The sequence below is a fragment of the Fictibacillus nanhaiensis genome, from assembly GCF_036213205.1.
Lineage (GTDB): Bacteria > Bacillota > Bacilli > Bacillales > Fictibacillaceae > Fictibacillus > Fictibacillus nanhaiensis_E.
In genome coordinates this window covers 254,784-280,788 of the sequence record NZ_JARMFC010000001.1, presented here as the reverse complement: position 1 = coordinate 280,788, position 26,005 = coordinate 254,784, and the positions used below count along the sequence as shown (strand labels likewise).

Sequence of the window (26,005 nt, the reverse complement as noted above, 5' to 3'; positions counted from 1 at the left end):
AGTGGGGATATGTATATGTCAAATTACTCGGTATTGAAAACGGTTCCAATTCTTGCATTCGGGAGGAAAGTACAAAATGAGACAAATCACAGCGCAAACGGTAGACCTTATGGACCAAAATGATGAACTGGCTTCTTTTAAAAAAGAGTTCTATACAAAAGATGAATCGATCTATCTAGATGGAAACTCACTAGGTCTTCTATCTAAACGTGCAGAACAATCCTTGCTAGATGTATTAAATGACTGGAAAGAGCATGGAATCGACGGATGGATGGGTGGAAAATACCCCTGGTTTACGTTAAGTGAAAAACTTGCTGAAAAACTCTCTTTACTAGTTGGAGCTGAAGAAAAAGAAGTAATCGTAACAGGTTCAACTACCGTAAACCTTCATCAATTGGTAGCTACTTTTTTTGAACCGAAAGAGGGGAGAACGAAGATATTAGCAGATGAACTCACTTTCCCGTCTGATATCTATGGCTTACAAAGTCAGTTGAAATTGAAGGGGCTAAATCCTGACACCGATTTGATTCAAGTTGGAAGCAAGAATGGATTAACGCTTGATGAACAAGATATCATTGATAGGATGACAGAGGATGTAGCCCTTATTCTACTTCCTTCTGTTCTATATAGAAGCGGACAATTATTAGATATAGAACGTTTAACGCGTGAAGCACACAAAAGAAATATACCAATCGGATTCGATCTTTGTCACTCGATCGGAGCTCTTCCTCACGAACTTAGCAAATGGGGCGTTGATTTTGCATTTTGGTGCAATTACAAATATGTAAATGCAGGTCCTGGTGGAGTCGGAGGATTGTACGTTAATAAAAATCATTTCACGAAAACGCCTGGGTTATCCGGTTGGTTTGGCAGCAAAAAAGAAACGCAGTTTGATATGGACCACCACTTTGATGCAGAGAATTCTGCCGGCGGTTATCAAATTGGAACACCGCATATGCTGAGCACAGCTCCATTGATTGGGTCGTTATCTATTTTTGAAGAAGCCAAGATCGATCGCATTCGTACGAAATCTTTAAAGTTAACGACTCTGCTCATGGACATGTTGAATCAAGAGCTCCAAAACGAGTTTACAATTGTAAATCCACTGGACGATAAAAGAAGAGGCGGGCATGTTGCTCTTATGCACAATGATTCTGCGAGAATTTGCAAGGCATTAAAAGACAATGGCATCGTTCCAGATTTTAGAGCACCTAACATTATTCGTTTAGCTCCTGTTGCTCTGTATAATTCTTATCGGGATGTATTTGAAGCAGTCCAAATCTTAAGCAAGATCATGAAGAATCGTGAATATGAGAAGTATGAAAATAAAAGAGAAGTTATTGCATAGGGAGTGGCAGATTTGAAACTATTTGATATATCCATGCCGCTTTACAACGGAGTACCGGGTTGGCCAGGGGATACACCGTATCATTTCGATCTTGCTTGGACAAAAGAAGATTCTGGTTCTGTAAACGTTGGAAAAGTGGAGATGAGCACACATACCGGTACACATATTGATGCACCTTATCACTTCACGAGTAGCGGCGAAAGAGTCGGAGGTTTGAACCTCGAATTATATGTTGGGCGAGCAATAGTTATTGAAGTGACGGATATGAAAGAGATAACTGCTGAGCTTCTAAAAGATAAAATACAAGCTGGTACGAAAAGAGTTCTGTTCAAAACAAAATGCTGGAAAGATAGATCCGTATTTCCTAAACAGATCGTGCCCCTATTACCTGAAGCAGTTAAATGGTTGAGCGAGTGTGGAGTCGGCTTGGTGGGTGTAGATATGCCATCCGTTGATCCACTAGATAGCAAGGAGTTAGGAGCACATCATGCTCTTTATGAGCACAACATTCATATATTAGAAGGCATTATTTTAGATGATGTACCTGAAGGAGAATATGAGCTGATCGCTCTTCCGCTTTCGTTTGACGAGGCTGATGGAAGTCCTGTGAGAGCCGTTCTTAGAGAACTAGCAGAATAACATTCCATATGAACAAACACATCATTTCGTGTTTGTTTTTTCTTTTGTGTTAATAAAAGATGAAGGTTTCGCAGTAAAACCTGCTTTTTTGAGATTTTACCTATTGTTCCTTATAATAGATGAGAGATACTACTTGGAGGACAGCTATGTACAAATATGGATTTACTAATTATTTTGAAGGAATTTTACATTTTACTGGGCATGATGTGGTGCAGGTAGGCCAATGGACAAATGTATATGTTTCTTTTGAGATAGATAATCTTGAGATTTTGCCTGAAGGACTCAATGAGCCGAGTGCGTTAGTTGTCTATGATGGAAATGGTGAGCTGCAAGAAATCATTGCTCACGATGAGGGTGTTGATTGTGAATATAAGTTCACGGATAAGGAAAAAGAACAGATCAACGAATATCTGCTACACATAGATTTGAAACACGAAAATGAGGAGTGAGTGAAAATGAAAATTACTGGTATTGAACCAACTCCAAGTCCAAATTCAATGAAGATTAATCTAACAGAAACTCTACCGGGATCTGAACGTTACAACTATAAGAAAGATGAAGCTGAGAATGCTCCAGAATTTATTCAGGAGATCCTTAAAGTGGACGGGGTTAAAAGTATTTATCATGTTGCAGACTTCATTGCACTAGAACGAAACCCTCGTGCAAAATGGGAAGATGTACTCGCGGGAGTTAGATCCGTTTTTGGTCAAGAAGAAGAGCTGGATACATCTGATCAGCAAGCTCAGCAAGAAGATGAGATAAAAGAAATTACGGTTCTTGTTCAAATGTTCAGAGGACTTCCTATGCAGATCAAACTTAAAACCGAACAGGAAGAAAGACGAGTAGGACTAGCTGAGCGATTTGCTAAAGCTGCACTAGAGGCTCAAGATTCTTCTGATAACCTTGTTATGGAAAGACAATGGGAAGAACAAGGAGTACGCTATGGTACATTTGAACAAGTAGGTAGTGAAGTAGCCGAAGAGCTATTAGCCGTATATCCTCAAGAGCGATTAGACCAATTAGTAAAACAAGCATATGGCTCAAACACAGAACAACAAGTTGAAGTAGAAACACTTACCACTTCAGAAGTAGCGAGAAAACTTCTCGACTCAGATTGGCAGACGCGCTATGCCGCATTAGAAAGAATAAACCCATCCATTGATGATGTTATGGTACTGAAACAGGCTCTTAAAGATGAAAAACCTTCTATTAGACGCTTGGCAGTCGTCTATTTAGGCATGATTGAGGATGAAGCTGTGTTACCTCTTCTATACTTAGCTCTCGAGGATAAGAATGTTTCTGTAAGACGCACAGCTGGTGATGCTTTATCTGATTTAGGTAATGCAAAAGCAATCCCTGTAATGTGTGATGCATTATCTGATAAAAATAAACTAGTAAGATGGAGAGCAGCGCGCTTCTTATTTGAAGTTGGTGATGAGACAGCACTTCCTGCTTTAAAAGCGGCTCAGGATGATCCTGAGTTTGAAGTGTCACTACAAGTAAAAATTGCAATTGAGCGAATTCAAAGCGGTGAAGAAGCAGCTGGTACAGTGTGGCAACAGATGACAAAGAGTCGCGAACAATAAGAAAGAGGTTGGCCAATGAGGACATGGGCCAACCTCTTTTACTATTTGATCAAGATGTTTCTTTTTGAAATTCAGTACTTTGAGTGATTCCTTGCTCAATAAAACGTGTGATTTCACTGCATATTTCTTGCGGCTTTTCTTCCATCAACAGATGTCCACATTTTTCGTAAACGATAAGTTCAGCGCTAGGAAGATCACGTTTTAAACGAAAACCTGTTTTAACAGGCATCACTTTATCCTCTTTTCCCCATAACATCAATACGGGCTGTTGAACCTGATTTAAGTCCTGTGAGCACATATCTCCTTCTCGTTGGCGTAGTAATCTGATTAAGGAATGGATGAATGCTACTTCGCTAATGGGTTTCTTATAACTTTCAATCATCTCTTCCGTTACCAGCTTTGAGTCATGTAAGACAGAAAGTAAATTTTCTTTTACATCTTTTCTTTTAATCCAATTGCGCATTCCCCAAGTAAACAACGGTAGGTAAGAACATGCGATTAAAGAACGGCTTGCTCTTTTTACATATGAACAACAGCCAAGAAGAATTAACTTTTCAATTCGGTCTGGAGACAACTTTGCTGCATGCATAGAGATTTGGCCGCCCATCGAATGTCCGATTAGAATGGCGTTTCGAATGTTTAAAGCGTCTAAGAAATCTATAATCAATTGTCCATAGTTAGAAAGCTTGTAGATGAACTTTGTCGATTTTTCACTTTGTCCGAACCCAGGAAGATCAATAGACACGACTTTATACGACTTAGTTAACTGTGGAAGCAATTTTCTAAAACTTACTGTTGAAGATAAAAATCCATGCACGAGAACTACCACTTTTGCATTTGGGTCTTCATGATCAAAGTATTCATAATATATTTGAACATTGTTAACATTAATTCGATATCCTGGATAATAATTGTGCTTTTCATTAAGAGCCATGAATGCCTTACCTCCGTCCGCAGAATTCTATGAGTAGTTTCACCAATCGACCCACAAGATACAACGAGAAATTATTTCCTCTTTTTTTTACTTCCTAAAAAATTTTGTATCCGTATAAAGTTACATTGATGCAGTTGATTTCCGCTCCAGGTTGCACGCTTTCCATGGGGCGATCGGTGAGCCTCCTGTCTAGTTGCAGTGACTAGCCCTTCGAGGTCAAAAGTTAAACGGTCAAGAAGGCAAAGTACGCCTTCCTAGGTTTGCTTGTCGGGGCTAAATGACACTTCCACTTTTCGGACTGCCGCTTTGCGCCTTTAAGGGTCTCACCTGACCGCTCGACCCATAGGAGTCGGAAACCTTACGCTCCAATCAACTTGCATAGAAGAAAGAGAAAAAGAAAACATCCAAAACAGCCTTTTAAAACTTAAAAAAAGTAATGGAAAGCCAAAATATGTGCGTTTGCCTCTATTCCTCTTTACCCACTTCGTACATATTTTAATAAGGAGTAAGAACGCATAAAGAAATAAGAGGAGGTAGCAGGATGGCATTTCCATATTATCCTTACTATACCCCGTATGCTTATGGAGCTTACGGTTATGGCGGCTATGGTTACGGTTGGATCTGGGCTGTAATAATTATAGTATTTATTCTCATCTTGATATTTGGTGGCTGGTGGTGGTGGAACACCAGAGACTAACAGATTAAGGCTTGGAGGTAGGGTCTTCAGGCCTTTTTTTGCTTAAGTATGGATGAACAGTTATGCGGGGATAATGAAAGAAAAAAATGGAGAGATGTTATGCATAGTCGACAAACAGTCCGCTATATATGTGAAGAATACGTAAGCGGTAACTGTTATTATTACAAAAGTGAAATCATTACACATGATAACTGGAAAAATCTTGACTCCCTTTCCTGGTCAAGGCCCCGTCCAATATCGGAAAAGACCTTTCTGAAACAGAAGAAAGCAGGATTTAGAACTGAGCATAAGTTTATAAAAAAAGAACCTGCTGTGGTCGTTTCACTGCACAAAACAAAAACCGTCTAACATGGCGGTTTTTTTGTTTGCAAAAATTAATTACATAGTAAAGGTGTTTTTGGAAAAGGGTTACATCTTTTTTTAGAAGGGGATACAAGTAATAAAGATACTGAAGGAGGTAGAGATTTTGGATAAATTTCGAATTGCCAAAGATACGTTGGGAGAAGTAAGGGTCCCTAAAGAGGCATATTATGGAGCTCAGACACAACGAGCGGTAGAAAATTTTCCGATCAGCGGTATTCGGTTACCGTTTTCTTTTATAAAAGCACAAGCCATCATTAAAGCTAGCGCAGCATTCGCTAATAGAGAATGTAAGGCGTTGAGTCAAGAAAAAGCGAATGCCATTATTTCGGCAGCTGATGAAGTAGTTAACGGAATCTTGAAAGATCAATTTGTTGTAGATGCCTATCAAGCAGGAGCTGGCACTTCTCAAAATATGAACATGAATGAGGTTTTGGCTTCACGTGCTGCTGAAATATTAGGCGGGGAGAAAGGTGATTATTCACGTGTTCACCCTAATGATGATGTAAATATGTCACAATCCACCAATGATACGATTCCGACAGCTATACAAATTTCAGTTGCATCTGAACTTCAAGCAACCCTTTATCCTGCTCTTTATCGCCTGATTCAAGTCTTGAAGGAAAAGGAAATAGAGTTTCACGAGATAATTAAAGCAGGCAGAACCCATTTACAAGATGCTGTGCCTATACGATTAGGCAGTGAATTCAAAGGTTACAGAGGCACCCTAGAATCTGTAAAGGATGCTTTAGAACATTCAGAGAGTTATTTATATGCTCTAGGATTAGGTGGCAATGCTGTAGGAACAGGAATAAACGCTCATCCTGAATATGCACAACTCGCCATAAATCAGATAGCACAAAAAACGAAGTTACCGTTTACACAGAGTAACAATACATATTCATTTATGCAGAATACGAATGCAGCGATTCGAGTAAGCGGCCACTTAAAAGAATTAGCTCTCCACCTAATAAAGATATCGAGTGACCTCAGACTGTTAAGCAGTGGTCCAAGAACAGGTTTTGCTGAGATCATGCTGCCAGCTGTACAGCCAGGATCATCGATCATGCCAGGCAAGATCAACCCGGTCATATTAGAAAATATGTATATGATCTGTTCCCAAGTAATAGGCAATGATGCATGTGTATCTACTGCTGCAATCGGAAGTCAGTTAGAGATTAATGCAATGATGCCTGTGATCGGTTTTAATGTACTCCAATCTATCACAATCTTGAGCAATGGTATCACTATATTCACAGAAAAATGTTTAAAAGATATCAAAGCAAATGAAGCGAATATACAAAATTGGTTACAGCAGAGTCTGTCACTCGTAACAGCACTAAATCCTCATATTGGATATGAAAAAGCAGCAGCTGTAGCAAAAACAAGCTTTGAGACAGGTAAGACATTAAAGGAAGTGCTGGTTACAAAAAAAATCTTAACTAGTGAAGAAGCTGACAGAATCTTGGATCCAAATTCAATGATTTAAAGTTATGTTGTAACTTTTAAATCGCTTTTCTCGACAAATATAGTACAGATTTCTTGTTTTTCATATTATTAACAAATAATTAGTGAAGATTGGAATTTACAGAGGTATAATAGAGGAGTTCATTCACATATAAAGGGAAAAAAATAATATTCTGGAAAACCAATTAGTTAACTTGGTTTAATAAATGAAAAGTGGACATTTGAACTGTTTTTTGGGGAGGAACTTGAAAATGTGCGGTTTTATTGGATATATGCTAAACACGCCTGAGACGGTAGAACAAACAGAAACTGAACAATTAATCAATATGACAAACATCATTACTCATAGAGGTCCGGATGATAGTGGTCATTTTGTAGATCAGTATGTACGCTTCGGTTTTCGCCGTCTAAGCATCATTGATATTGAAAGTGGTAAACAACCACTCTCATACGAAGATGACCGATATTGGATTATCTTTAACGGAGAAATATATAATTATGTTGAAATAAGAAAAGATCTGGAAGAAAAAGGTTATGTATTTAAAACACATTCAGATACCGAAGTTATTCTTGCTCTATTCAGCGAGAGAAGAGAAAAAGCTTTTACTGAACTTCGAGGAATGTTTGGCTTTTTAATCTGGGATAAAGATAAGAGAGAACTTTATGGAGCAAGAGACCGTTTCGGTATCAAACCTTTTTTCTATCTTGAGGATGATGAGGGACTTTACTGTGCTTCTGAAAAGAAAAGTATTAACGTTATTAAAGAGAAGCAAGAAGTAGATGCTGAAGCCCTTCACCATTATTTGACGTATCAATTTGTACCAGAGCCAATGACCTTAACAAAGGGGATCAAAAAGCTCGAACCGGGTCATTATTTTGTGAAAAAAGCGGGTAGACCCATTTCTATTCAATCGTATTGGAAGCCTAGTTTTAAACCAAGTAATATGTCACTTGAAGAAGCGAAGAAGGAAATTCGCTCTGTTATGCGCGATTCAGTAAGTGTTCATATGCGTTCTGATGTTCCAGTTGGTGCTTTCCTATCCGGAGGAATAGATTCAAGTGCAATTGTTGCTTTAGCTAGTGAACTGCATCCATCTCTAAAGACGTTTACAGTCGGATTTGAAAGAGAAGGATTTAGTGAGATTGATGTAGCTGTTCAAACTGCAGCTGCATTAAATGTTGAAAATATCCACTATTTAGTTAAACCTGAAGAATTTATTAAAGAGCTTCCAAGAATCATTTGGCATATGGATGATCCAGTAGCAGATCCAGCTGCTGTTCCCCTGTATTTTGTCGCTCGTGAAGCAGCAAAGCACGTGACGGTAGTTCTTTCTGGAGAAGGTGCGGATGAGTTATTTGGAGGATACAACATCTATCATGAGCCACACTCTTTAAGACATCTTTCTTCATTACCAAAAGGTGTTGCGAAGGGTCTAGCTGCCATTGCGAGCGTATTGCCTGAAGGTGTTAAAGGTAAAAGTTTTCTACAGCGAGGAAGTATGACAATTGAAGAACGTTATATTGGTAATGCAAAAATGTTCTCAGAAAGTGAAAAAAGTAAGCTCTTAAAAGAATATCGTCCTGCTTACAACTACAAAAATGTAACTAAGCCATTGTATGATGGAGCGAGAGCTTTTCATGATGTTCATAAAATGCAATACATTGATCTGCATACTTGGATGAGAGGCGATATTCTTGTTAAAGCTGATAAGATGACGATGGCTCATTCGCTAGAATTAAGGGTGCCTTTCCTTGATAAAGAAGTATTTGATGTTGCTTCCAAATTGCATCCAAGTCTTACAGTAACGAATGGAACAACAAAATATGCACTAAGGGAAGCGATGAACGGAATCGTTCCTGATTCTGTGCTGCATCGCCGTAAATTAGGATTCCCTGTTCCAATCCGTCATTGGTTAAAAAATGAGATGTATGATTGGGCTAAACAACTCATTCAAACGAGCCAAACAGAACAATATCTTGTTAAAGATGTGGTTTTAAATCTGTTAGACGGGCACCGTGATGGCAAAGGCGATTACAGCAGAAAAATATGGACCGTGCTCATGTTTATGTTATGGCATCAAATAAATATTGAAAAAACGTATCACTTTGGTGAAGACCTCTCGCCAAAACAAGATCAAATTCAAGAAATGATGGTATCAAGTCGTTAGAACACACTCTTTATTAGTTTTGCTTGTATGATTTAGTTATGTTATACTTAACAGGTTAAAAAATAGTTAGGAGTGTTTTCATGAATTTTGAAGTAGGTAGCATTGTTGAAGGTAAAGTTACAGGCATTAAGCCTTTTGGTGCGTTCGTTGCATTAAATGATAATGTACAAGGTCTTGTACACATCTCTGAAGTTTCACATGGTTTCGTTAAAGATATTAACGATGCATTGAGTGTTGGTGACGTTGTGTCAGTAAAGGTTCTTTCTGTTGACGAAGACAGCAAGAAGATTTCACTGTCCATCCGACAAACACAGGAAGCTCCAGCTCCTGCACCTAAAAAAGAACGCCGCCCAGGTGGATTCAACAATAATAACAAAAAGAGCAACACAAACAATCAAGACGCTAACAAAGGTTTCAACACTCTTGAAGCTAAACTTAAAGATTGGTTGAAAGAGTCTACAGATCGTCAAGCTCAACTAAACAAGCGCCTTAAAAAGTAATAAAAAAACCTCTCGATCGAGAGGTTTTTTTTATATCCAAATTATACCCGACTATGTTCTGTATGACCTTCTCGGCTAAGTTCTTCGGAAGGTTTAAACAATAGTGTTAAACAGTAAAGACCAGAAAGACCTACTAGACCATAAACGATGCGGGCAAGAAAGGCATCTTGACCTCCAAAAATAGCAGCAACTAGATCAAACTGAAAGAAACCGATTAAACCCCAGTTGATGGCTCCAATGATAACTAACGCAAGTGCGAAACGCTGTAATCCACTCATGTAATTCCCTCCTCATTTTTAAAATAGAAGTGCTTTTTTAGGTTTACATTAAATGCCTATATTTATTCATTCCCTTAATCACTGGCATGAAACGATTCAATAAAACACATGCTAGTATTCGGTAAGCTAATTACTTTACATTACATTTTATGTCCCACATAATTCGGATTAACCATGTAAGAAGGAGAGATATCGATGAACGAATATATATATTACAATCCAACTCGATTAGTATTTGGGAAAAATCAAATTCAAACTTTAAAGGACGAACTAGGGAAATTCGGAAAGAAAGTCCTTGTTGTATATGGTGGAGGAAGCATAAAACGAAACGGTTTGTTCGATGAAGTCATGAATGAACTAAACAAGATGGATGCAGATGTTAGTGAGCTTTCAGGTGTGGAACCGAACCCTAGAGTATCTACTGTTCGAAAAGGCGTAGAAATTTGCAAAGAAAAAGGCATCGATGTTTTATTAGCCGTTGGTGGCGGAAGTGTTATTGACTGCACAAAGGCAATTGCAGCTGGGGCAAAGTATGATGGAGATGTTTGGGATATCATTACTCTAAAAGCTCAAGTAGAAGAAGCACTTCCGTTTGGAACAGTTCTTACGTTAGCAGCGACTGGATCTGAAATGAATTCAGGTTCTGTTATCACGAACTGGGAAACGCAAGAGAAATATGGTTGGGGAAGCCCACTTGTTTTCCCTAAATTTTCAATTTTAGACCCTACTTATACGTTCTCAGTACCTAAAGATCAAACGATTTATGGAATTGTAGATATGATGTCCCACGTATTTGAACAATATTTCCATAACGCTACAAACACACCACTACAAGATCGCTTTGCTGAATCTATTCTACTAACAGTAATGGAAACTGCACCTAAGCTTTTAGATGATCTTGAGAACTATGAGTTGCGTGAAACAATCCTCTATAACGGAACGATGGCCCTAAACGGTACACTACAAATGGGTGTTCGAGGTGATTGGGGAAGTCATAACATTGAACATGCTGTTTCAGCAATTTATGATATTCCACATGCTGGCGGCTTAGCTATTCTTTTCCCTAACTGGATGAGACATAATGTGGATACGAATGTAGCTCGCTTTAAGCAGTTGGCAGTTCGAGTATTTAACGTTGAAACAGAAGGCAAGTCGGATAAAGAAGTGGCTCTTGAAGGAATTGACCGTCTTTCTGCGTTCTGGACGTCGCTCGGAGCTCCGAATGCTCTTAAAGATTATGACATTGATGATTCAAAGCTTGATCTTATTGCAGATAAAGCGATGGCAAGAGGTGAGTTCGGTAACTTCAAGAAGCAGAATAAAGAAGATGTACTAAACATTTTAAGAATGTCTTTATAAATGATATGAAATGTAAGCCATATAAAAAGGGGGAATTGATCCTTCTATTTATATGGCTGATTTTTGAATATTTCGTCTTTTGTAAAGAAACCGATTACATTTGTCCGGTTTCTTGATTTGGTCCTTGTACTTGTATAAAGTGAAAGAATAATGATGTTCTAGGAGGCTTACATATGACAAAGAAACTTAGTTTTGATTATAGCAAGGCCCTTTCTTTTATTGGTCAGCATGAAGTAGATTATCTTACAGGCGCGGTAAAAACGGCTCATGAAGCGATTCATGAAAAAACTGGTGCAGGAAATGACTTTCTTGGCTGGGTTGACCTTCCTGAAAACTACGATCGTGAAGAATTTAGCCGAATCGTAAAAAGTGCTGAAAAAATTAAAAGTGATTCTGATGTACTGATTGTTGTTGGAATCGGTGGCTCATACTTAGGAGCACGTGCAGCGATCGAAATGTTAAATCATTCATTTTATAACCTTTTAGCAAAAGAAGACCGCAAGACACCGCAAGTATTCTTTGCTGGACAGAACATTTCATCCACATATGTTAAAGAACTTTTTGATGTATTAAAAGATAAAGATGTATCTGTAAATGTGATTTCTAAATCTGGGACAACGACTGAACCAGCGATTGCGTTCCGTATCTTTAGAAAGTTCTTAGAAGAAAAGTACGGAAAAGATGAGGCTCGTAAACGTATTTATGCAACTACTGACAAAGCTCAAGGTGCACTGAAAACTTTAGCGAACGAAGAGGGCTATGAATCCTTTATCATCCCTGATGATGTAGGTGGACGATATTCAGTGCTGACTGCTGTTGGTTTATTACCGATTGCAGTAAGTGGCGTGAACATTGAAGAGATGATGAACGGAGCGAAAGAAGCTGCAGCTGATTTCAACAACCCTAACCTTGCAGAGAACGAAGCTTATCAATATGCTGCTGTTCGTAATGCTCTTTATAATAAAGGAAAAACCATCGAACTAATGGTAAACTACGAGCCGGGTCTTCACTATGTTTCCGAGTGGTGGAAGCAACTTTACGGAGAAAGTGAAGGAAAAGACTACAAAGGCATCTACCCAGCGTCAGTTGACTTTACTACAGATCTTCACTCAATGGGGCAATACGTGCAAGAAGGTCGTCGTGATCTTTTTGAAACCGTGCTATACGTAGATCAAGCACGAGAAGAAATCACGATCGAAGAAGATGATCAGAATTTGGATAAACTGAATTTCTTAGCTGGTCAGACAATGGACTTTGTTAACAAGAAAGCATTCCAAGGAACTATGCTTGCTCATACAGATGGTGGAGTTCCAAACTTAGTAGTAAGTATTCCTGAAATGACACCTTATCATTTTGGATATATGGTCTATTTCTTTGAAAAAGCGTGTGCGGTGAGTGGCTACTTGTTAGGTGTTAATCCATTCGATCAACCGGGAGTAGAAGCATACAAGAAGAATATGTTTGCTCTACTAGGTAAACCTGGATTTGAAAAAGAAAAAGAAGAATTAGAAAAGCGTCTATAATCACTTAATAGCCTGACTCAATCAATCGTTGAGTCAGGCTTCTTTTATAAAATAAAGTTCAAATAATCTCTTGTTTAATTGGATACGCTAAGAAATAGATCATGAAGGGGTGACTTTGATGAAACCAATAAAAAGTACGCTTGAAAATGAGTGTTGTGCATTAAATGAAGCTGAAGATGTGTTGAAAGGGATGGGCTTTTCTTACGGTGGGAACTGGGATTACGATCACGGATATTTTGATTATAAACTGGATGATGAAGTAGGGTATACGTTTTTAAGAATTCCTTTTCAAGCTATTGATGGCCAATTAGATAAAAAAGATACGACTATTCAATTTGGCGAACCCTTTTTGTTGGCTCACAAATATCAGGTAGGGCTCGACGACAATGCCGAGACTGGTAATATCTCAGGAAGCTTTAATCAGTTTTCAGAACCACAAGACCCTGATGCAACAGTTGATCAAAAATGGATTGGTATCGCCAAAGGTTTAGTGAAAAAAGTAGAAACTACTATATTAAATTAAAAACAGATAGTCAATATCGGCTATCTGTTTTTCTTATACAATCTCATTTGCAAGGCTAGAAACCATTGCGTTTGAAGCAAGGTTTGAAGTGTGTATAATATGGTCTGCACCAGCACGTGTTGCGTTTGCTGTTTGCTCTGTTGTTAATACTTCTGCATGAATAGATACTGTGGGATTCAATCCTCTTGCTGTAAGAATAGAAAGAATCGTATTCGTATCAGCCTCTAATTCCTTTAAGTTTGCATCAGCTGTAATTAAGATGGTATGAGCTTGTTGAATATGAGCCATTATCCAAGTACGATCTTCGCTAGGCTTAGCATGGATAAAATGAATGCCTTCAACGTATAATGGGTTTTCTTTTAAAGACTCGTCGATTAAAACAATATGGTTTGACTTCAGTTGATCTTTAAGAGCTTGAATCGTATGTCTAGCTCTTTCGTTCCAGCCGACTATAATGAAATGATCCTTATTTTTATACATATTTTTCCCCTCTATAAAACGATTTTCTCTTTTAACAACTGAACTTGCCAAATGAACCGTCAAAAAGGCAAAAAAAGACGCGCCAATGAACACAAGGAAAATAGCTAGTACCCTTACTTTAGTTGATTCAGGAGTGAAATCGCCATATCCAACTGTGCCAGCCGTAATTACGGCCCAATAAAATCCTTCAAAGATTGTTGGAAATGTTTTTGTTTCAAAGAAGTGAGCTAAAATAGCGCTTGAAAATAAAATGCTAAAAAGGATAATGGCAAGTCGAATGAGCATCGGCATTCTTAGATAAGCATAATAAATAGACCGCATACAAACACTCCTCCTATTATCACTATTGCCATAAAAGTTAGGTGTCTATACCGATCGAAAACAAAAACCCCATGACTAAAGTTAGTCTGGGGTTTGCCGGTTATGATGCCTCTTCTAAAGGTGGTGGTTCTTCAATTGATGAATCTGATACGACTTCATTTTCTGTTGTCTGTTGTAACTCTTCAGCAGCTTTAGTTTGTTCAACTTCTTGTATGGATGCTGAAGTTGGTGTAAGACATGAATGTTCTTTTGAAGCATTTTGATGATAAGTGGCTAATGCTTTTTGTTTTAACTCAGCATCGGTAACATGGGATGTTACTTTAATGCGCACTTCTATAACGATACCATCAATAATAATTTCAATATATATCCAGTGTTCTTTAGGTGTTTCCTCTTTAGGTGTTTCCTCTTTAGGTGTTTCTTCTTTAGGTGTTTCTTCTTTAGGTGTTTCCTCTTTAGGTGTTTCTTCTTTAGGTGCTTCTTCTTTAGGAGCCTCTTCTTTAGGCTTTTCTTCCTTCGGAGTATCTTCCTTCGGTGCTTCTTTTGGAATGTTTTCTTTTGGTAGTTCTGGTTTAGGCTTTTCCTCTTTTGATACTTCCTGTTTTGTTTTTTCTTCCTTCGGTGCTATGATGACAGGCGTACTCTTCGTTGGTGCCTTGTGTGTATTCTTATCCTGCTCACCGCTAGAGGTAGAAGGAGTATTTACATGTTTTTCTTGCTCATTCTTAACCGGTTTTTCAGCTGGCTTCTCTTCCTTTTTTGGAGCAGTAGGTATTTCAGCATGACTGACAGGTAATTCGAACGTTTTCTTTTTCTGAGGTTCTTGTACTTTTTCTTGAACAGGTATTACTTCCTTCTCAATCGTTACCTCGTTACTCGAATCTTTTGTATCTAAGATAGGTAGAGGTGGTTCGTATACAAGATCTTCTTTTTTATCTCCAGAAGCATCAACTGCTTCAAGATCCTTTTTTAAGAGCTCTTTTATAGGACCCACTTTTTCGGAAATCTCTTCTATTGTAAGATTTGAAATCTCGTTCTTTGTAATTTTCATACCAGACTTCTTAGCTGCTTTATAAATGGCATAGTGACCAGGTGACATTTTCATCTTTTTAGATTGCTCGCGTTCCTTAGAACTCATCACGACAGTTGTCATGTCAATCGATTTCTGTTTAGCTTTTTCAGTCATTACTTTGTTAACTTTTTGTTTGATTTCTACTTCTTTATCTGCAGGTATTTCTTCTGATAATGTTGTAGTAATTAAAACTTCTTCCTTTGCCTTTAGATAGCCAAGGTCTTCACACGTCTCAAAAATAAGATCAGTTACATGGTCAATGTTTTCATTCTCCCAATTGTCTAACTGATCAAGAACCATGTTTCCTTGCTGATTATAAGCCAAGATATCAAGTACTCTCATTTCTTCATCAATCTTTAATTCAAGACTAGGATCCATGTTTATGCCGACATATGCATAAGCCCCAGGTCCTGATACTGGTGCGAGTACCTGAAAGAACAAGAGAAAGATTGCCAGTGCTACAGCAGTTCCTGTTTTCCAGTTTACGAAAATAGAGAAAATAGACTTTTTGTTCTCTTGCCTTACTGGAAGACGAATTTCTTGGCCGACCATATAGGCTGCATTGGTATTTTTAATCTTTTTGAATTCTCCGCCTTCAGCAAGAACGATGACATGGCGTTTGTTAACTTCTACAATAATCGCTTTGTTCATTAGTGTTTTCCTCCCGTGCCAGGAACATATTGCAGCAACACTTGATAGTTTTCTATAAAGATAAGGGTAAGAGCGGTTATGTATTCTCGCTGTTTTTTCATGGTGTACTTTTGATGCTGTGTACTTTCATTGTGAAGAAGGGGCAACCGTTTCCACGTTAGAAAGTAAGTCCGCATCTCAGGATCTTTCGAGATTTCTTCAGCAACTTTTATGGCTTGCTGTCTGTTTTCTAAATCCTTAGGAGTACTGGAGACTAAGTGACTAAACTCTATTCCATATTCTTTTAAGCGCATCTTAAAATGCGATATTTCTTTTACAGGATCTGGTTCATCCGTGGTATTCGTACATAGACTCAACGATGAATTTGAAGACGGTGTTTCAAACACAGGCTGCAATGATTTATTTTTTTTCGTAAACCAACGGCGGATCAAATGTTCCCCCTCCTTCCGAAAAATATGTAAAATTATATATTTCAAGATAATAATAACCAAATTATTATAGTATACTTTCCTATGAAAAAATAGGGAAAAAAGTCACAAGAGTAAATGTTTACGAAGTTTGATAGCACGAATAGATGGAAAAGCTGTGAATGGGTGATGAAGCTTGAAATATAATAAGGAAGATCGAGAAAAATATAGTGAAGCTATAGACCGCATGCAAGAGGGATTAGACAGCATGATTGATTTATACAATGAAGCAGAAGATGATGAAGAGCTCATTCAATATGATGAAGAGGTAATTGTCGCAATCAGGCAAGCAAAAGAAAGCTTTGGAGGTCAATTTATCGACCAAAAGATAAACACGATCGTCAAGGAAGTGCTGTCGTTCATGCAAGGGGGACAGACCCCCGACAAAGACAAATAGCGCTATTTTGTCCATCTAAAGAGGACACTTCGAACCAAAACAACCGCCTTCAGAAAGCAACTGAAGGCGGTTGTTTTGGTTCATCTTATAAAACATACAAGAAAATCGGAAACATGTTCCAACAAAACCAGAGTGTGAGGATAAACAGAATAGAGATAGGAACAGAAACTGTGTATTGGATCCATCTCGTCGTTTCAGAACTGAGCTGCCACACTCTACGAACAACTAGAATCAACACAGGTATGGTTAAGACGAGAAAGAACAATCTTACCCAATATTCATAAGTCACTGAATCAGGTGTTAATGAGAGTAAGCTGATCATACTCACGATGCCTATCATTCCGTATGAGGGCCAGATTACTTGTTTCAACTTCTTAGAATCGTGTATCGTTAGAAGATAGAAAGCAAACATGCAGAGTAAGGTGAATACGATCATAGGAGACCTCCTAACTTGTTATCTTTTACTCTATTCTTTGTTTATTTTTTTATGAGAATGCTATTCAATCATCCTTTTCATGAAGAGAGCTTCTACCAATTAAATTACGAATAAGAAAGGTGATAGGAATGAAAATTGCAGTTATTAACGGCAGCTCTAGAGAACATGGCAACACGGAAGCACTAACTCAAAAGGCACTACACGGAATTCAGCATACTTCTTTTTACCTCAAAAACTATAAAATCAACCCTATAGATGATCTTCGCCATGATGCAGGTGGATTTGTTAAGGTAGATGATGATTACGAAGAATTGATCAAACAGATTCTACAATACGATGTCCTTATTTTTGCTACACCTGTTTACTGGTACGGAATGAGCGGTATTATGAAAAATTTTGTAGATCGATTCTCTCAAAGTTTAAGAGATGAAACACTTAACTTTAAGAAAGCAATGAGTGATAAAAAAGCTTATGTTGTTACAGTTGGAGGAGATCATCCACGAATAAAAGCGCTACCGTTGATTCAACAGTTTCAGTATATATTTGACTTTTTAGGTATAGATTTTGTTGGTTACTTAATAGGAGAAGCAAACGCACCTGAGGAGATATTATCTGACTCTAAGAGCTTAGTAGATGCTAAGTCATTTAGTACAGCTATATTAAAGCACACTGAAAAATAATCAGTGTGTTTTTGTATTTTCATTACGAAAAATGTACGAAGGGATTTCTTAAAAGTGTTCTTAGAGTGGTTCTAGTTATTACGTAATAGAAACATCTCTAAGTCTTTATTGACGATCAAGTTGAATCCAAAAAGAGGAAAATAACTCTTGTGTTTTTTTGAATTTAATAGAAAAATAAAGAAAAGGCATTTCTTGTAAATACTTAAAAAAATAATTCAACAAGGATGTAGAACATGCGAGAGACTTCGTTTGAATTACAAAATAAAAAACAAATGATGCATACGTTCTATGAAGCGGTTAATAGTGGGATTATCGTTTTAGAACCATGTGGCACAATTCTTTATGCTAATACAAAAGCGTATAGCATGTTGAGATTGACTGATTCAGAAGTAGAAGGCTCATATATATTTGAGTTGCCATTTTTTTTAACAGATTCTAACAAAGAGAAATGGTCACTTCAAGAAGCTTACCATCAACATGTGAAGAGAAAAAAAACAGTATATGAGATTGAAATTGATCTTATATGTAAAAACACGGGCTTTTCGTCTTCGTTGTCAGTTTCTATCAGTCCTCTTACTGATAGTAGGAGCGATCTATCGGTGCTCACTCTAACAGATAACCGGCAATTAAAAAGTACGGAAAAAAAATTAAATCGCAGTCAGCAACGCTTTTATTCACTAGTCAATTCAATGGAAGACACTGTCTTTACGTTAGACACTAATTTTGTACATACAGGCATCTATGGACGTTGGATGGAGAAGCATGGTGTGAAGCCAGCCTACTTCTTAGGTAAAACCGTTCGCGAAGTTTTTGGTGATGAGATTGCTGAAGGTCAAGAGAAAGCATGTCGTCTTGTATTGCAAGGTAAATCTCAATTTTATGAGTGGAGTAATGTGCGTGCTGGTGAACGTCTCTATTATCAGGCTATCCTATCTCCCATTAATAATGATCAGGGTCAAGTGGAAGGGATTGTAGGTGTTTCGAGGGATATCACCCAAAGCAAAAGGATGGAACTAGGACTTCGAGAGAGTGAGGAGAGGTTCCGTCAGTTTGCCGAGAATGCAAAAGACATCTTTTGGATGCAAGATTATAAAACGCATCAGCTACTTTATATATCAAAGGCTTATAAGCAAATATGGGATGCTGAAGAGAAGGATCTGATTGAATCTGTTTTTACAGACGTCCACTCGGAAGATCAAGAAGCTGTTTCAGCGTTCATTAATTTAATCGCGCAAGGTGAATCACAGATTGAATATCGGATACATGGAAAAAATAACAGAGTCCGATGGATCAGAACAAGAGCATTTCCGATCACCAATGACGAAGATGAAATCTATCGAATAGCGGGTATTTCAGAAGATATTACAGATTTAAAAGAAAAAGAAGAATTGCTGAGAAAATCAGATAAACTTACTGTCGTTGGTGAGTTAGCGGCAGGGATCGCTCACGAGATTCGTAATCCGCTTACAAGTATCAAAGGATTCGTCCAACTCATGAAAGCAGACATGGAAGATCTTCATAGTGAGATCATCTTGTCTGAAATGGATCGGATTGAATCGATCATTACTGAATTTTTAGTATTAGCTAAACCGCATCAGGAAACCTTTTTTCAGCATAGAAACGTGAATGATTTTATTAAACAGACGATCACGCTGTTAGATTCAGAAGCGAACCTTAATAACGTTCAATTCGAAACGCATTTAATGAACGTACCTCAGATTCTTTGTGAAGGAAATCAAATAAAACAAGTGATCATTAATGTGATCAAGAATGCTATAGAATCCATGGATAGCGGAGGCACCATTTTTGTAGAAACTGGAGCACATGATGAAGGCTATGTCTTTATTAAAGTTACCGATCAAGGAGCTGGGATCAGCGAAGAGCGACTTGCAAGACTTGGCGAACCCTTCTATTCCAATAAAGAAAAAGGGATAGGATTAGGGCTGATGGTATCCTTAAAGATCATTGAGAATCATCATGGAAACATCACATTTGAAAGTATGTTAGATATTGGGACAACGGTTACAATATTGTTACCGACTAAGCTTTTACCATAAAGATTTGATCATGCGCATTTCAATATATTTGAAATGCGTATTTTTTTGCTTGCTAAATAAGTGTTTACGAGTTTTTTGTAAAGGGTAACCATATACAAGATGCATGAAAAATCTGACCTTTTAGATAGGTGAGAATTTGCGTAAAATTGAGAACATTTCCAATTCATGCCACCCTTGTCTAGTAGGGGAATCTACAAAATGGGATATTCAAGGAGGATAAGAATGAAAGATTTCAAGAAGAAGATCGGGATTTTAGCTGTAGTTTTTTCAATGTTTGTACTAGCTGCATGTGGCAGTAGTGAATCAAGTGACGGGGGTCCGGAATTAAAGAACGAAGGTGAATTTAACTTTATCGTATCAGGAGAGTTTCCACCATTCAGCTCTGTTGATAAGGAAGGGGAACTAACAGGTTTTGATGTTGCAGTCGGTAAGGCGATTGCTAAAGAACTTGGTTTAAAGCCTGTTCCAGAAAAGTTTAAATTCCACGGCGCTGTATCCGCTATTAAGGCAGATCGTTTTGACGCAGCAGTGGCAAGCCATACAATCACTGAAGACCGCAAGAAAGCAGTGAATTTTAGCGAGCCTTATTATTACTCAGGTCCGGTAATCTTTACAAGACCAGACAGTGATATTAAAACAAAAGAAGATTTAAAAGGAAAAGAAGTTGCTGTTTCAAAAGGTTCTACCTATGAAAAATCTGCACAAGATTTTACAGATCAAATTAAAAACTATGACAGTGATGCTACAGCATTGCGTGCTTTGAGCGAAGGTAAACACGATGCGGTTATTACTGACGCAATCACGGGTAAACAAGCGATTGAAAAAGGATTTAAGATCGTCGAACAAGAGCAGCTTGGTACGAGTGAACAAGCGATTGCCATTAAAAAAGAAGATAAAGAATTGCTAAAAGCGATAAATAAGGCATTAAAGAAAATGAAGGATAACGGTGAGCTCGCGAAGCTTAGTGAAGAATACGTCGGTGCTGATATCACAAAGAAGCCTGAATAATGGTGGAGCCGCCCTCATGAAGTTACGTGCAGGGCGGTTTTCATTTATCTAAACAATTCTAATTTCACACCATTTACAAAGATAAAAAGGGGAGGACAATGGCATGTTTGATCTCGCACACATTTTAGACGTATTAGCAGAAAGTTATCCGCTCTTCATGAAGGGACTTTGGATCACTCTACAACTTACCTTTGTATCTATCTTGATCGGTACCGGGATTGGACTTATTTTTGCGTTATTTAAAATCTCTGGAATTAAAGTCCTAAATTGGATCGCGAATATTTATATTGCACTGATTCGTGGTACGCCGTTAATCGTACAGATTTTCATTTTTTACTTTGGTCTAGCCGAGTTAGGCATTTCTGCTTTTTGGTCAGCGGCTTTTGGTCTTGCTATGCATAATGGTGCTTACATTGCTGAGATATTCAGAGGGTCCATTCAGTCTGTTGATAAAGGACAAATGGAGGCTGGGCGCTCTCTAGGTATGACTTACGGGCTGACGATGAGAAGAATTATCTTACCTCAAGCCTTTAAACGAGCACTACCACCTCTAGGCAATCAATTTATTATCGGTCTGAAGGATTCATCATTAGCATCCTTTATTGCCCTAAACGAGTTGTTCAGCATAGCAACCACACAAGGATCGAGGACATTTGACGAGATGACGTACTTGATTATTGTAGGTGTGTACTATCTTATACTCGTACTTCTTTTCACATTACTTGTTAACCTTTTAGAAAAGAAACTATCAGCTGGGGAATAGGAGGTGTCTGATTTGAAAAAAGAAATGATACGCATTGAAAACTTAAAAAAGAGTTTTGGAGATCTAGAAGTATTAAAAGAAGTAAATTTAAACGTACAAGAAAGTGAAGTTGTCGTCTTGATTGGTGCTAGTGGATCTGGCAAAAGCACGTTGCTTCGATGCATTAATTTCCTTGAGATTAAAAATGGAGGTAAGATCGTCATCGAAGGAGAAGAAATTGATCCTAAAACACATAACTTAAACGAAGTACGTCAAAGAGTAGGGATGGTTTTTCAGCACTTTAACTTGTTTCCGCACAAGACGGTATTGGAAAATGTGATGGAAGCTCCTCTTAATGTGAAAAATCAGAATAAATCAGAAGCTGAACAAGAAGCAAAAGCTTTACTTGGAAAAGTTGGTCTTTCAGATAAAGCAGATGTTTATCCAGCAAAATTATCTGGTGGGCAGAAGCAGCGTGTTGCTATTGCAAGAGCGCTTGCGATGAAACCAGATATCATGCTTTTTGATGAACCGACATCGGCACTCGATCCAGAACTTGTAGGAGAAGTGCTCGCCACGATGAAAGAGCTAGCGCAAGAAGGGATGACGATGGTGGTTGTGACTCATGAGATGGGCTTTGCAAAAGAAGTTGCAGATGAGGTCGTTTACATGCACGATGGGCAGATCTGGGAAAGAGGAAAGCCGGAAGAGCTTTTTGATGCTCCAAAAGAAGAGCGTACGAAAGACTTTTTGAGCTCTATTTTATAATGAAACAAAAAGGTGTAGCGTATAAGCTGCACCTTTTTAATGTCTGTTTTGTACGATGGAAGTTTGAATGTCTTTCTCGTTTCTTTCTTGGATCATAAGGACAGCGCCAAGCACAAATAGAATACCGATAATTTGAACGAAGGAAACAGCCTCTTTATACAGAATCAGTCCCATCAATGTAGCTACAACCGGTTCAATAGTAGATATGATAGCTGCTTTACTTGCATCCATCTGCTTTAAGCCTTGTGTATAGAACCAGTAAGCGAATACGGTTGGGAAAAGTCCAAGTCCGACAATATTTAATAAAACGGAGGAATTAAAGACTAGTGTATTAGCGGAAGTTATACCGCTGATCGGAAATAAAGCAAGCATCGCAAAGAAAAAAGTGTAGATGCTGATGGTTAATGTTTCATACTTTCGACTAGCTAACTTTCCAAAAATACTGTAAAGCGAATAGCCAAACCCGGCTCCTAAGCCAATCAGAAGACTAGTAATCGATAGTTCTAATTTAGAGGAGAACAGACCTGAGACGAGTGTGCAGCCAATAAAAGTAGCGATAAGGGCTAACAGCTTCTGATGAGTCAATTTTTCCTTAAATACGATACTAGAAATCACTAGCACAAAGGCTGGTGCCGTATAAAGGAGAATAGCTGCTATGGCAAGTGATGACGTTTGTATCGTCGTAAAATAACACCAATTAAAGAAAGAAACACTTAATATCCCCGTTCCTAGGAAATACCAAGTATCTTTTAGTGAAATTTTTAATAATGCAGGATCTTTTATAACAATCCAAAGAAGAAATAATAGGAAAGCACTAATAGCTCGTAGAAAGACGATTTGTAATGATGTAAAACCTGCTAGTGAGAGCTCTTTAACGAAAAAACCGATGATTCCCCAAAGAGATGCGCCGATCGCTACATATAGAAGAGCAAGTTTAGTTTGATAAGCCAAATTGGTTCATCTCCTATAAAGAAAATTATAATCCTACTGAAACTCTAACAAAAAACACCTTTACTGTATATCACAATAAAGGTGTTTCGGAGTTTCTACTACTATTCCATCTTATGCTTTATCTTTTCTACTTCCTCTTCTTCCTCTTTAACGATATTATCATCAATGTCTTCTTTAAAAGCAAAAGAAAGTAACAAAGATACTAATATCCCTCCACCGATCAAGTTGCCGATTGTTGCAGGAATTAAATTAAGTAGTATAAATTCATACCAACTGTATTCAAATCCTTCCAACACTGTAATACTGAAATATCCCATATTCGCCACGGCGTGCTGGAAATTCCCTGCTTCAAAAATAATAACCGGTAATAAGATGCCGAATATTTTACCCATCACATCTCGTGCAGCTGTAGCGAGGACGGCTGCAATTCCGATGAGCCAGTTTGCAAGAATACCAGAGAATAAAACTTGAAACCAACCCCATGTTCCTCGTTCAGTAAATTCCATCTTTTTTTCCATGAACTTTAAAAGGGTTTCATAAAACTCTTTGTCTAATGAACCTGACATATTTAGAAGGAACCCAACAAATAATGCTCCTAAAAAGTTACCAATATAACAGATCCCCCAAAATCGCAGAACCTTTTTACTAATCCAGTACTTGCTCTGTAGAATATAGCTGGGAAGTAAAACATTAATTTCCGTAAAGAGAATAGACCCAGATAAAAAAATCATAGTATAGCCGATCGCGAATCCAACACCTGATAGGAGGTTATAGGTACCAGTTGTGTCTACTCCTATAGATAACAAAACAGAACCTAGTGCACCAAATGCGATAAATGCTCCTGCCATAAAAGATAAGATGAATTGTGCTAAGTTTGTAATCTGTAAAGAAGCTTTGCCTTCTTCAATAAAATACTCAATAATCTGTACGGGGAAAAAGTATTGTCGATCTGGAACATCTGCTTTTTTGTTATTTTTGTTATCCTGATTCTCTTTCATTTTTGCATTCCCTCTTGTTTTGTCATCCTCGTCCTATTACTCTTCCCATTATTAGAAGCAAGCAAAACCAAATCTAAATAAATTTATACAACAAATCTTATTATTTACTTTTATATACCAAATTTATATGTAATTTGACTTAATTATGGTAAACAAATTGAAATATTAAAGGCGACTATCCTCATGCGAAGCCGTGCTACTCCTTATCTATACTATTAATATATTCAAATAATTTTATAGTGTATTGAAAGGAGATAACAGATTGAAAAAAGGTCTAGTGTTGTTTATGGGGATATTGCTTGGGAGCTTATCATTTTGGAGTTATAAGGGAGAAGCAGCAAGCTATGTAAATCCAAATCAGACGTATACATATGAAACGATGACGAGTAACATTAAAACACTTGCTCAAAAATACCCAGGGTTAGTTCAATACCGTTCAATTGGAAAAACACCTTATGGCAGAGACATCTGGGCGGTAAAGCTAGGAAGAGGTGATGCTACGGTCTTATACAATGCATCGCATCATGCCAGAGAATGGATGACGACTAATATCGTGATGGAAATGATCGATCAATATAGTGAACGTTATGTTTCGAACGGTACGATGGACGGCTATAATGTTGCAAACGTATTGAACAATACGTCGATCTGGTTTGTACCTATGACGAATCCAGATGGTGTCGTCCTTCAGCAAAAAGGATTGTCCGCTTTTCCTACATCAGCTCATGCCAATCTCATTAAGATGAATGGTGGAAGCAAAGATTTTAAAAGATGGAAGTCGAATGCCCAAGGGGTTGATCTGAACAGACAATATCCTGCACGTTGGGAACAGATTTCAAATAATGCAAAGGCTCCTTCTTATAAAGATTACAAGGGTAGCGCTCCACTTGTAACGAAGGAAGCAAAAGCGGTGTCGGCTCTCACTTATCTAGTAGATCCTGAAATAACAAATTCTTACCATACAGCTGGAAGAATACTATACTACCATTTTAATTATGGAACCAACACCTTTGAAGGGGACAAAACGCTCGGTACAACCCTTGCAAACATGACAGGGTATCGACTAATCCCTCCTGATACACAGTTATCAAGTGGTGGTGGATATAAAGATTGGTTCATTCAAACCTTCAAACGGCCGGGCTTTACGTTTGAACTTGCTCCATATGCAGGTGAAACGAATCCTCCGATCACGATTATTAATGAAGAATGGACAAGGAACAAAAAAGCAGGACTTTATATGGCAGTAGAAGGGGATAAGCGTTGGGAGAAACGTATAACACCATTGACCAAAACCATCACTCTTACTCAAAAAGTTCCTTTGCATGACCGTCCTAATGTAAATCATAAAATGGCAGCAGCAAGTCTCTATCCAGGGACTTATAAAGCGAATGCAGCGTATGGAAATTTTTATCGTATACAAACGATCCTAGGACCTAAATGGATCGCAAATTAATAATGACAAAAAACAAGCAGCCATCCAACTGCTTGTTTTTTGCTTTCAATCTTCCAATATTAGCTGCAGTATTCCTTAGTAAAGAACACTTTAGGAATAAACCTAGAAAAGTTTGGAAGGATAAGGTTTGAATAAAGAATTA

General features: G+C 37.9%; 26 protein-coding genes. 18 read left to right on the top strand and 8 right to left on the bottom strand.

What is annotated here, in order from left to right; translation table 11 throughout:
• Positions 1-76: 76 nt before the first annotated feature.
• From kynU to P4V41_RS01355, 4 genes are all read left to right on the top strand, one after another.
• Positions 77-1,348: a kynureninase gene (gene kynU, locus P4V41_RS01370; RefSeq protein ID WP_328083070.1), complete on the top strand. Its 1,272-nt coding sequence runs from the start codon at positions 77-79 to the stop codon at positions 1,346-1,348.
• Positions 1,349-1,360: 12 nt separating this feature from the next.
• Positions 1,361-1,987 (top strand): arylformamidase, encoded by a 627-nt coding sequence (kynB, locus tag P4V41_RS01365; RefSeq protein ID WP_328083069.1) that lies wholly within the window; start codon positions 1,361-1,363, stop codon positions 1,985-1,987.
• Between the two features lie 146 nt (positions 1,988-2,133).
• A complete protein-coding gene (locus P4V41_RS01360) occupies positions 2,134-2,436 on the top strand; it encodes a hypothetical protein (protein WP_328083068.1) in 303 nt (100 codons plus the stop codon).
• 6 nt (positions 2,437-2,442) lie between these two features.
• Positions 2,443-3,573 (top strand): conserved virulence factor C family protein, encoded by a 1,131-nt coding sequence (locus tag P4V41_RS01355; protein WP_328083067.1) that lies wholly within the window; start codon positions 2,443-2,445, stop codon positions 3,571-3,573.
• Between the two features lie 49 nt (positions 3,574-3,622).
• Here the strand turns inward: P4V41_RS01355 and P4V41_RS01350 are convergent, their stop codons facing one another.
• Entirely contained in the window at positions 3,623-4,507 is an 885-nt protein-coding gene (locus P4V41_RS01350) for an alpha/beta hydrolase (RefSeq protein ID WP_328083066.1), read from the bottom strand.
• 541 nt (positions 4,508-5,048) lie between these two features.
• On the opposite strand from P4V41_RS01350, the gene P4V41_RS01345 reads away from it, so the two are divergent.
• The 4 genes from P4V41_RS01345 to yugI all read left to right on the top strand — a co-directional run bounded on the left by P4V41_RS01345 (position 5,049) and on the right by yugI (position 9,699).
• On the top strand, positions 5,049-5,204 hold the full coding sequence (locus P4V41_RS01345; RefSeq protein ID WP_197131979.1) for a sporulation protein YjcZ: 156 nt from the start codon (positions 5,049-5,051) through the stop codon (positions 5,202-5,204).
• Positions 5,205-5,670: 466 nt separating this feature from the next.
• A complete protein-coding gene (locus tag P4V41_RS01340; protein ID WP_328083065.1) occupies positions 5,671-7,053 on the top strand; it encodes a class II fumarate hydratase in 1,383 nt (460 codons plus the stop codon).
• 229 nt (positions 7,054-7,282) lie between these two features.
• Positions 7,283-9,199 carry an asparagine synthase (glutamine-hydrolyzing) gene (gene asnB / locus P4V41_RS01335; protein ID WP_328083064.1) on the top strand — a complete coding sequence of 639 codons (1,917 nt, stop codon included), beginning with the start codon at positions 7,283-7,285 and terminating at the stop codon, positions 9,197-9,199.
• Positions 9,200-9,279: 80 nt separating this feature from the next.
• Positions 9,280-9,699, top strand: coding sequence for a S1 domain-containing post-transcriptional regulator GSP13 (gene yugI, locus P4V41_RS01330; RefSeq protein ID WP_066397183.1), 420 nt, complete (start codon positions 9,280-9,282; stop codon positions 9,697-9,699).
• A gap of 41 nt (positions 9,700-9,740) precedes the next feature.
• Here the strand turns inward: yugI and P4V41_RS01325 are convergent, their stop codons facing one another.
• Positions 9,741-9,977, bottom strand: coding sequence for a DUF378 domain-containing protein (locus P4V41_RS01325; RefSeq protein ID WP_328083063.1), 237 nt, complete (start codon positions 9,975-9,977; stop codon positions 9,741-9,743).
• A gap of 195 nt (positions 9,978-10,172) precedes the next feature.
• Between P4V41_RS01325 and P4V41_RS01320 the strand changes: the two genes are divergently transcribed.
• The 3 genes from P4V41_RS01320 (at position 10,173) to P4V41_RS01310 (ending at position 13,382) form a co-directional block, all read left to right on the top strand.
• Positions 10,173-11,336: an iron-containing alcohol dehydrogenase gene (locus P4V41_RS01320; RefSeq protein ID WP_328083062.1), complete on the top strand. Its 1,164-nt coding sequence runs from the start codon at positions 10,173-10,175 to the stop codon at positions 11,334-11,336.
• A 173-nt stretch (positions 11,337-11,509) separates the two neighbouring features.
• Entirely contained in the window at positions 11,510-12,859 is a 1,350-nt protein-coding gene (locus tag P4V41_RS01315) for a glucose-6-phosphate isomerase (RefSeq protein WP_328083061.1), read from the top strand.
• A 118-nt stretch (positions 12,860-12,977) separates the two neighbouring features.
• Positions 12,978-13,382: a YugN-like family protein gene (locus P4V41_RS01310; RefSeq protein WP_328083060.1), complete on the top strand. Its 405-nt coding sequence runs from the start codon at positions 12,978-12,980 to the stop codon at positions 13,380-13,382.
• Between the two features lie 33 nt (positions 13,383-13,415).
• Here the strand turns inward: P4V41_RS01310 and P4V41_RS01305 are convergent, their stop codons facing one another.
• The 3 genes from P4V41_RS01305 to P4V41_RS01295 form a co-directional block, all read right to left on the bottom strand.
• Complete coding sequence (locus tag P4V41_RS01305; protein WP_328083059.1) at positions 13,416-14,183, bottom strand: potassium channel family protein; 768 nt, start codon at positions 14,181-14,183, stop codon at positions 13,416-13,418.
• 100 nt (positions 14,184-14,283) lie between these two features.
• Positions 14,284-15,906, bottom strand: coding sequence for an anti-sigma-I factor RsgI family protein (locus P4V41_RS01300; protein ID WP_328083058.1), 1,623 nt, complete (start codon positions 15,904-15,906; stop codon positions 14,284-14,286).
• Entirely contained in the window at positions 15,906-16,337 is a 432-nt protein-coding gene (locus P4V41_RS01295; RefSeq protein WP_328083057.1) for a hypothetical protein, read from the bottom strand. Before P4V41_RS01295 ends, P4V41_RS01300 begins: the two co-directional genes overlap by 1 nt.
• Positions 16,338-16,509: 172 nt before the next feature.
• Between P4V41_RS01295 and P4V41_RS01290 the strand changes: the two genes are divergently transcribed.
• Positions 16,510-16,770 carry a hypothetical protein gene (locus P4V41_RS01290; protein ID WP_328083056.1) on the top strand — a complete coding sequence of 87 codons (261 nt, stop codon included), beginning with the start codon at positions 16,510-16,512 and terminating at the stop codon, positions 16,768-16,770.
• Positions 16,771-16,855: 85 nt separating this feature from the next.
• Here P4V41_RS01290 and P4V41_RS01285 read toward each other — a convergent pair whose 3' ends face one another.
• Positions 16,856-17,206, bottom strand: a complete 351-nt coding sequence (locus P4V41_RS01285; RefSeq protein ID WP_328083055.1) for a hypothetical protein — start codon at positions 17,204-17,206, stop codon at positions 16,856-16,858.
• A 134-nt stretch (positions 17,207-17,340) separates the two neighbouring features.
• Between P4V41_RS01285 and P4V41_RS01280 the strand changes: the two genes are divergently transcribed.
• From P4V41_RS01280 to P4V41_RS01260, 5 genes are all read left to right on the top strand, one after another.
• Positions 17,341-17,886, top strand: coding sequence for a flavodoxin family protein (locus tag P4V41_RS01280; RefSeq protein WP_328083460.1), 546 nt, complete (start codon positions 17,341-17,343; stop codon positions 17,884-17,886).
• Between the two features lie 233 nt (positions 17,887-18,119).
• Complete coding sequence (locus P4V41_RS01275) at positions 18,120-19,943, top strand: PAS domain S-box protein (protein ID WP_328083054.1); 1,824 nt, start codon at positions 18,120-18,122, stop codon at positions 19,941-19,943.
• 222 nt (positions 19,944-20,165) lie between these two features.
• Positions 20,166-20,951, top strand: a complete 786-nt coding sequence (locus tag P4V41_RS01270; RefSeq protein ID WP_328083053.1) for a transporter substrate-binding domain-containing protein — start codon at positions 20,166-20,168, stop codon at positions 20,949-20,951.
• A 103-nt stretch (positions 20,952-21,054) separates the two neighbouring features.
• The gene (locus tag P4V41_RS01265) at positions 21,055-21,714 is read left to right on the top strand and encodes an amino acid ABC transporter permease (RefSeq protein WP_328083052.1); all 660 of its coding nucleotides are present in this window, start codon (positions 21,055-21,057) and stop codon (positions 21,712-21,714) included.
• Between the two features lie 24 nt (positions 21,715-21,738).
• Positions 21,739-22,461 carry an amino acid ABC transporter ATP-binding protein gene (locus tag P4V41_RS01260; protein WP_328083459.1) on the top strand — a complete coding sequence of 241 codons (723 nt, stop codon included), beginning with the start codon at positions 21,739-21,741 and terminating at the stop codon, positions 22,459-22,461.
• A gap of 36 nt (positions 22,462-22,497) precedes the next feature.
• On the opposite strand, the gene P4V41_RS01255 is transcribed toward P4V41_RS01260, so the two are convergent.
• Entirely contained in the window at positions 22,498-23,412 is a 915-nt protein-coding gene (locus P4V41_RS01255) for a DMT family transporter (RefSeq protein WP_328083050.1), read from the bottom strand.
• A gap of 101 nt (positions 23,413-23,513) precedes the next feature.
• A complete protein-coding gene (locus tag P4V41_RS01250; protein WP_328083049.1) occupies positions 23,514-24,410 on the bottom strand; it encodes a formate/nitrite transporter family protein in 897 nt (298 codons plus the stop codon).
• A 262-nt stretch (positions 24,411-24,672) separates the two neighbouring features.
• Between P4V41_RS01250 and P4V41_RS01245 the strand changes: the two genes are divergently transcribed.
• A complete protein-coding gene (locus tag P4V41_RS01245) occupies positions 24,673-25,863 on the top strand; it encodes a M14 family zinc carboxypeptidase (RefSeq protein ID WP_328083048.1) in 1,191 nt (396 codons plus the stop codon).
• The last annotated feature ends 142 nt before the right edge of the window (positions 25,864-26,005 follow it).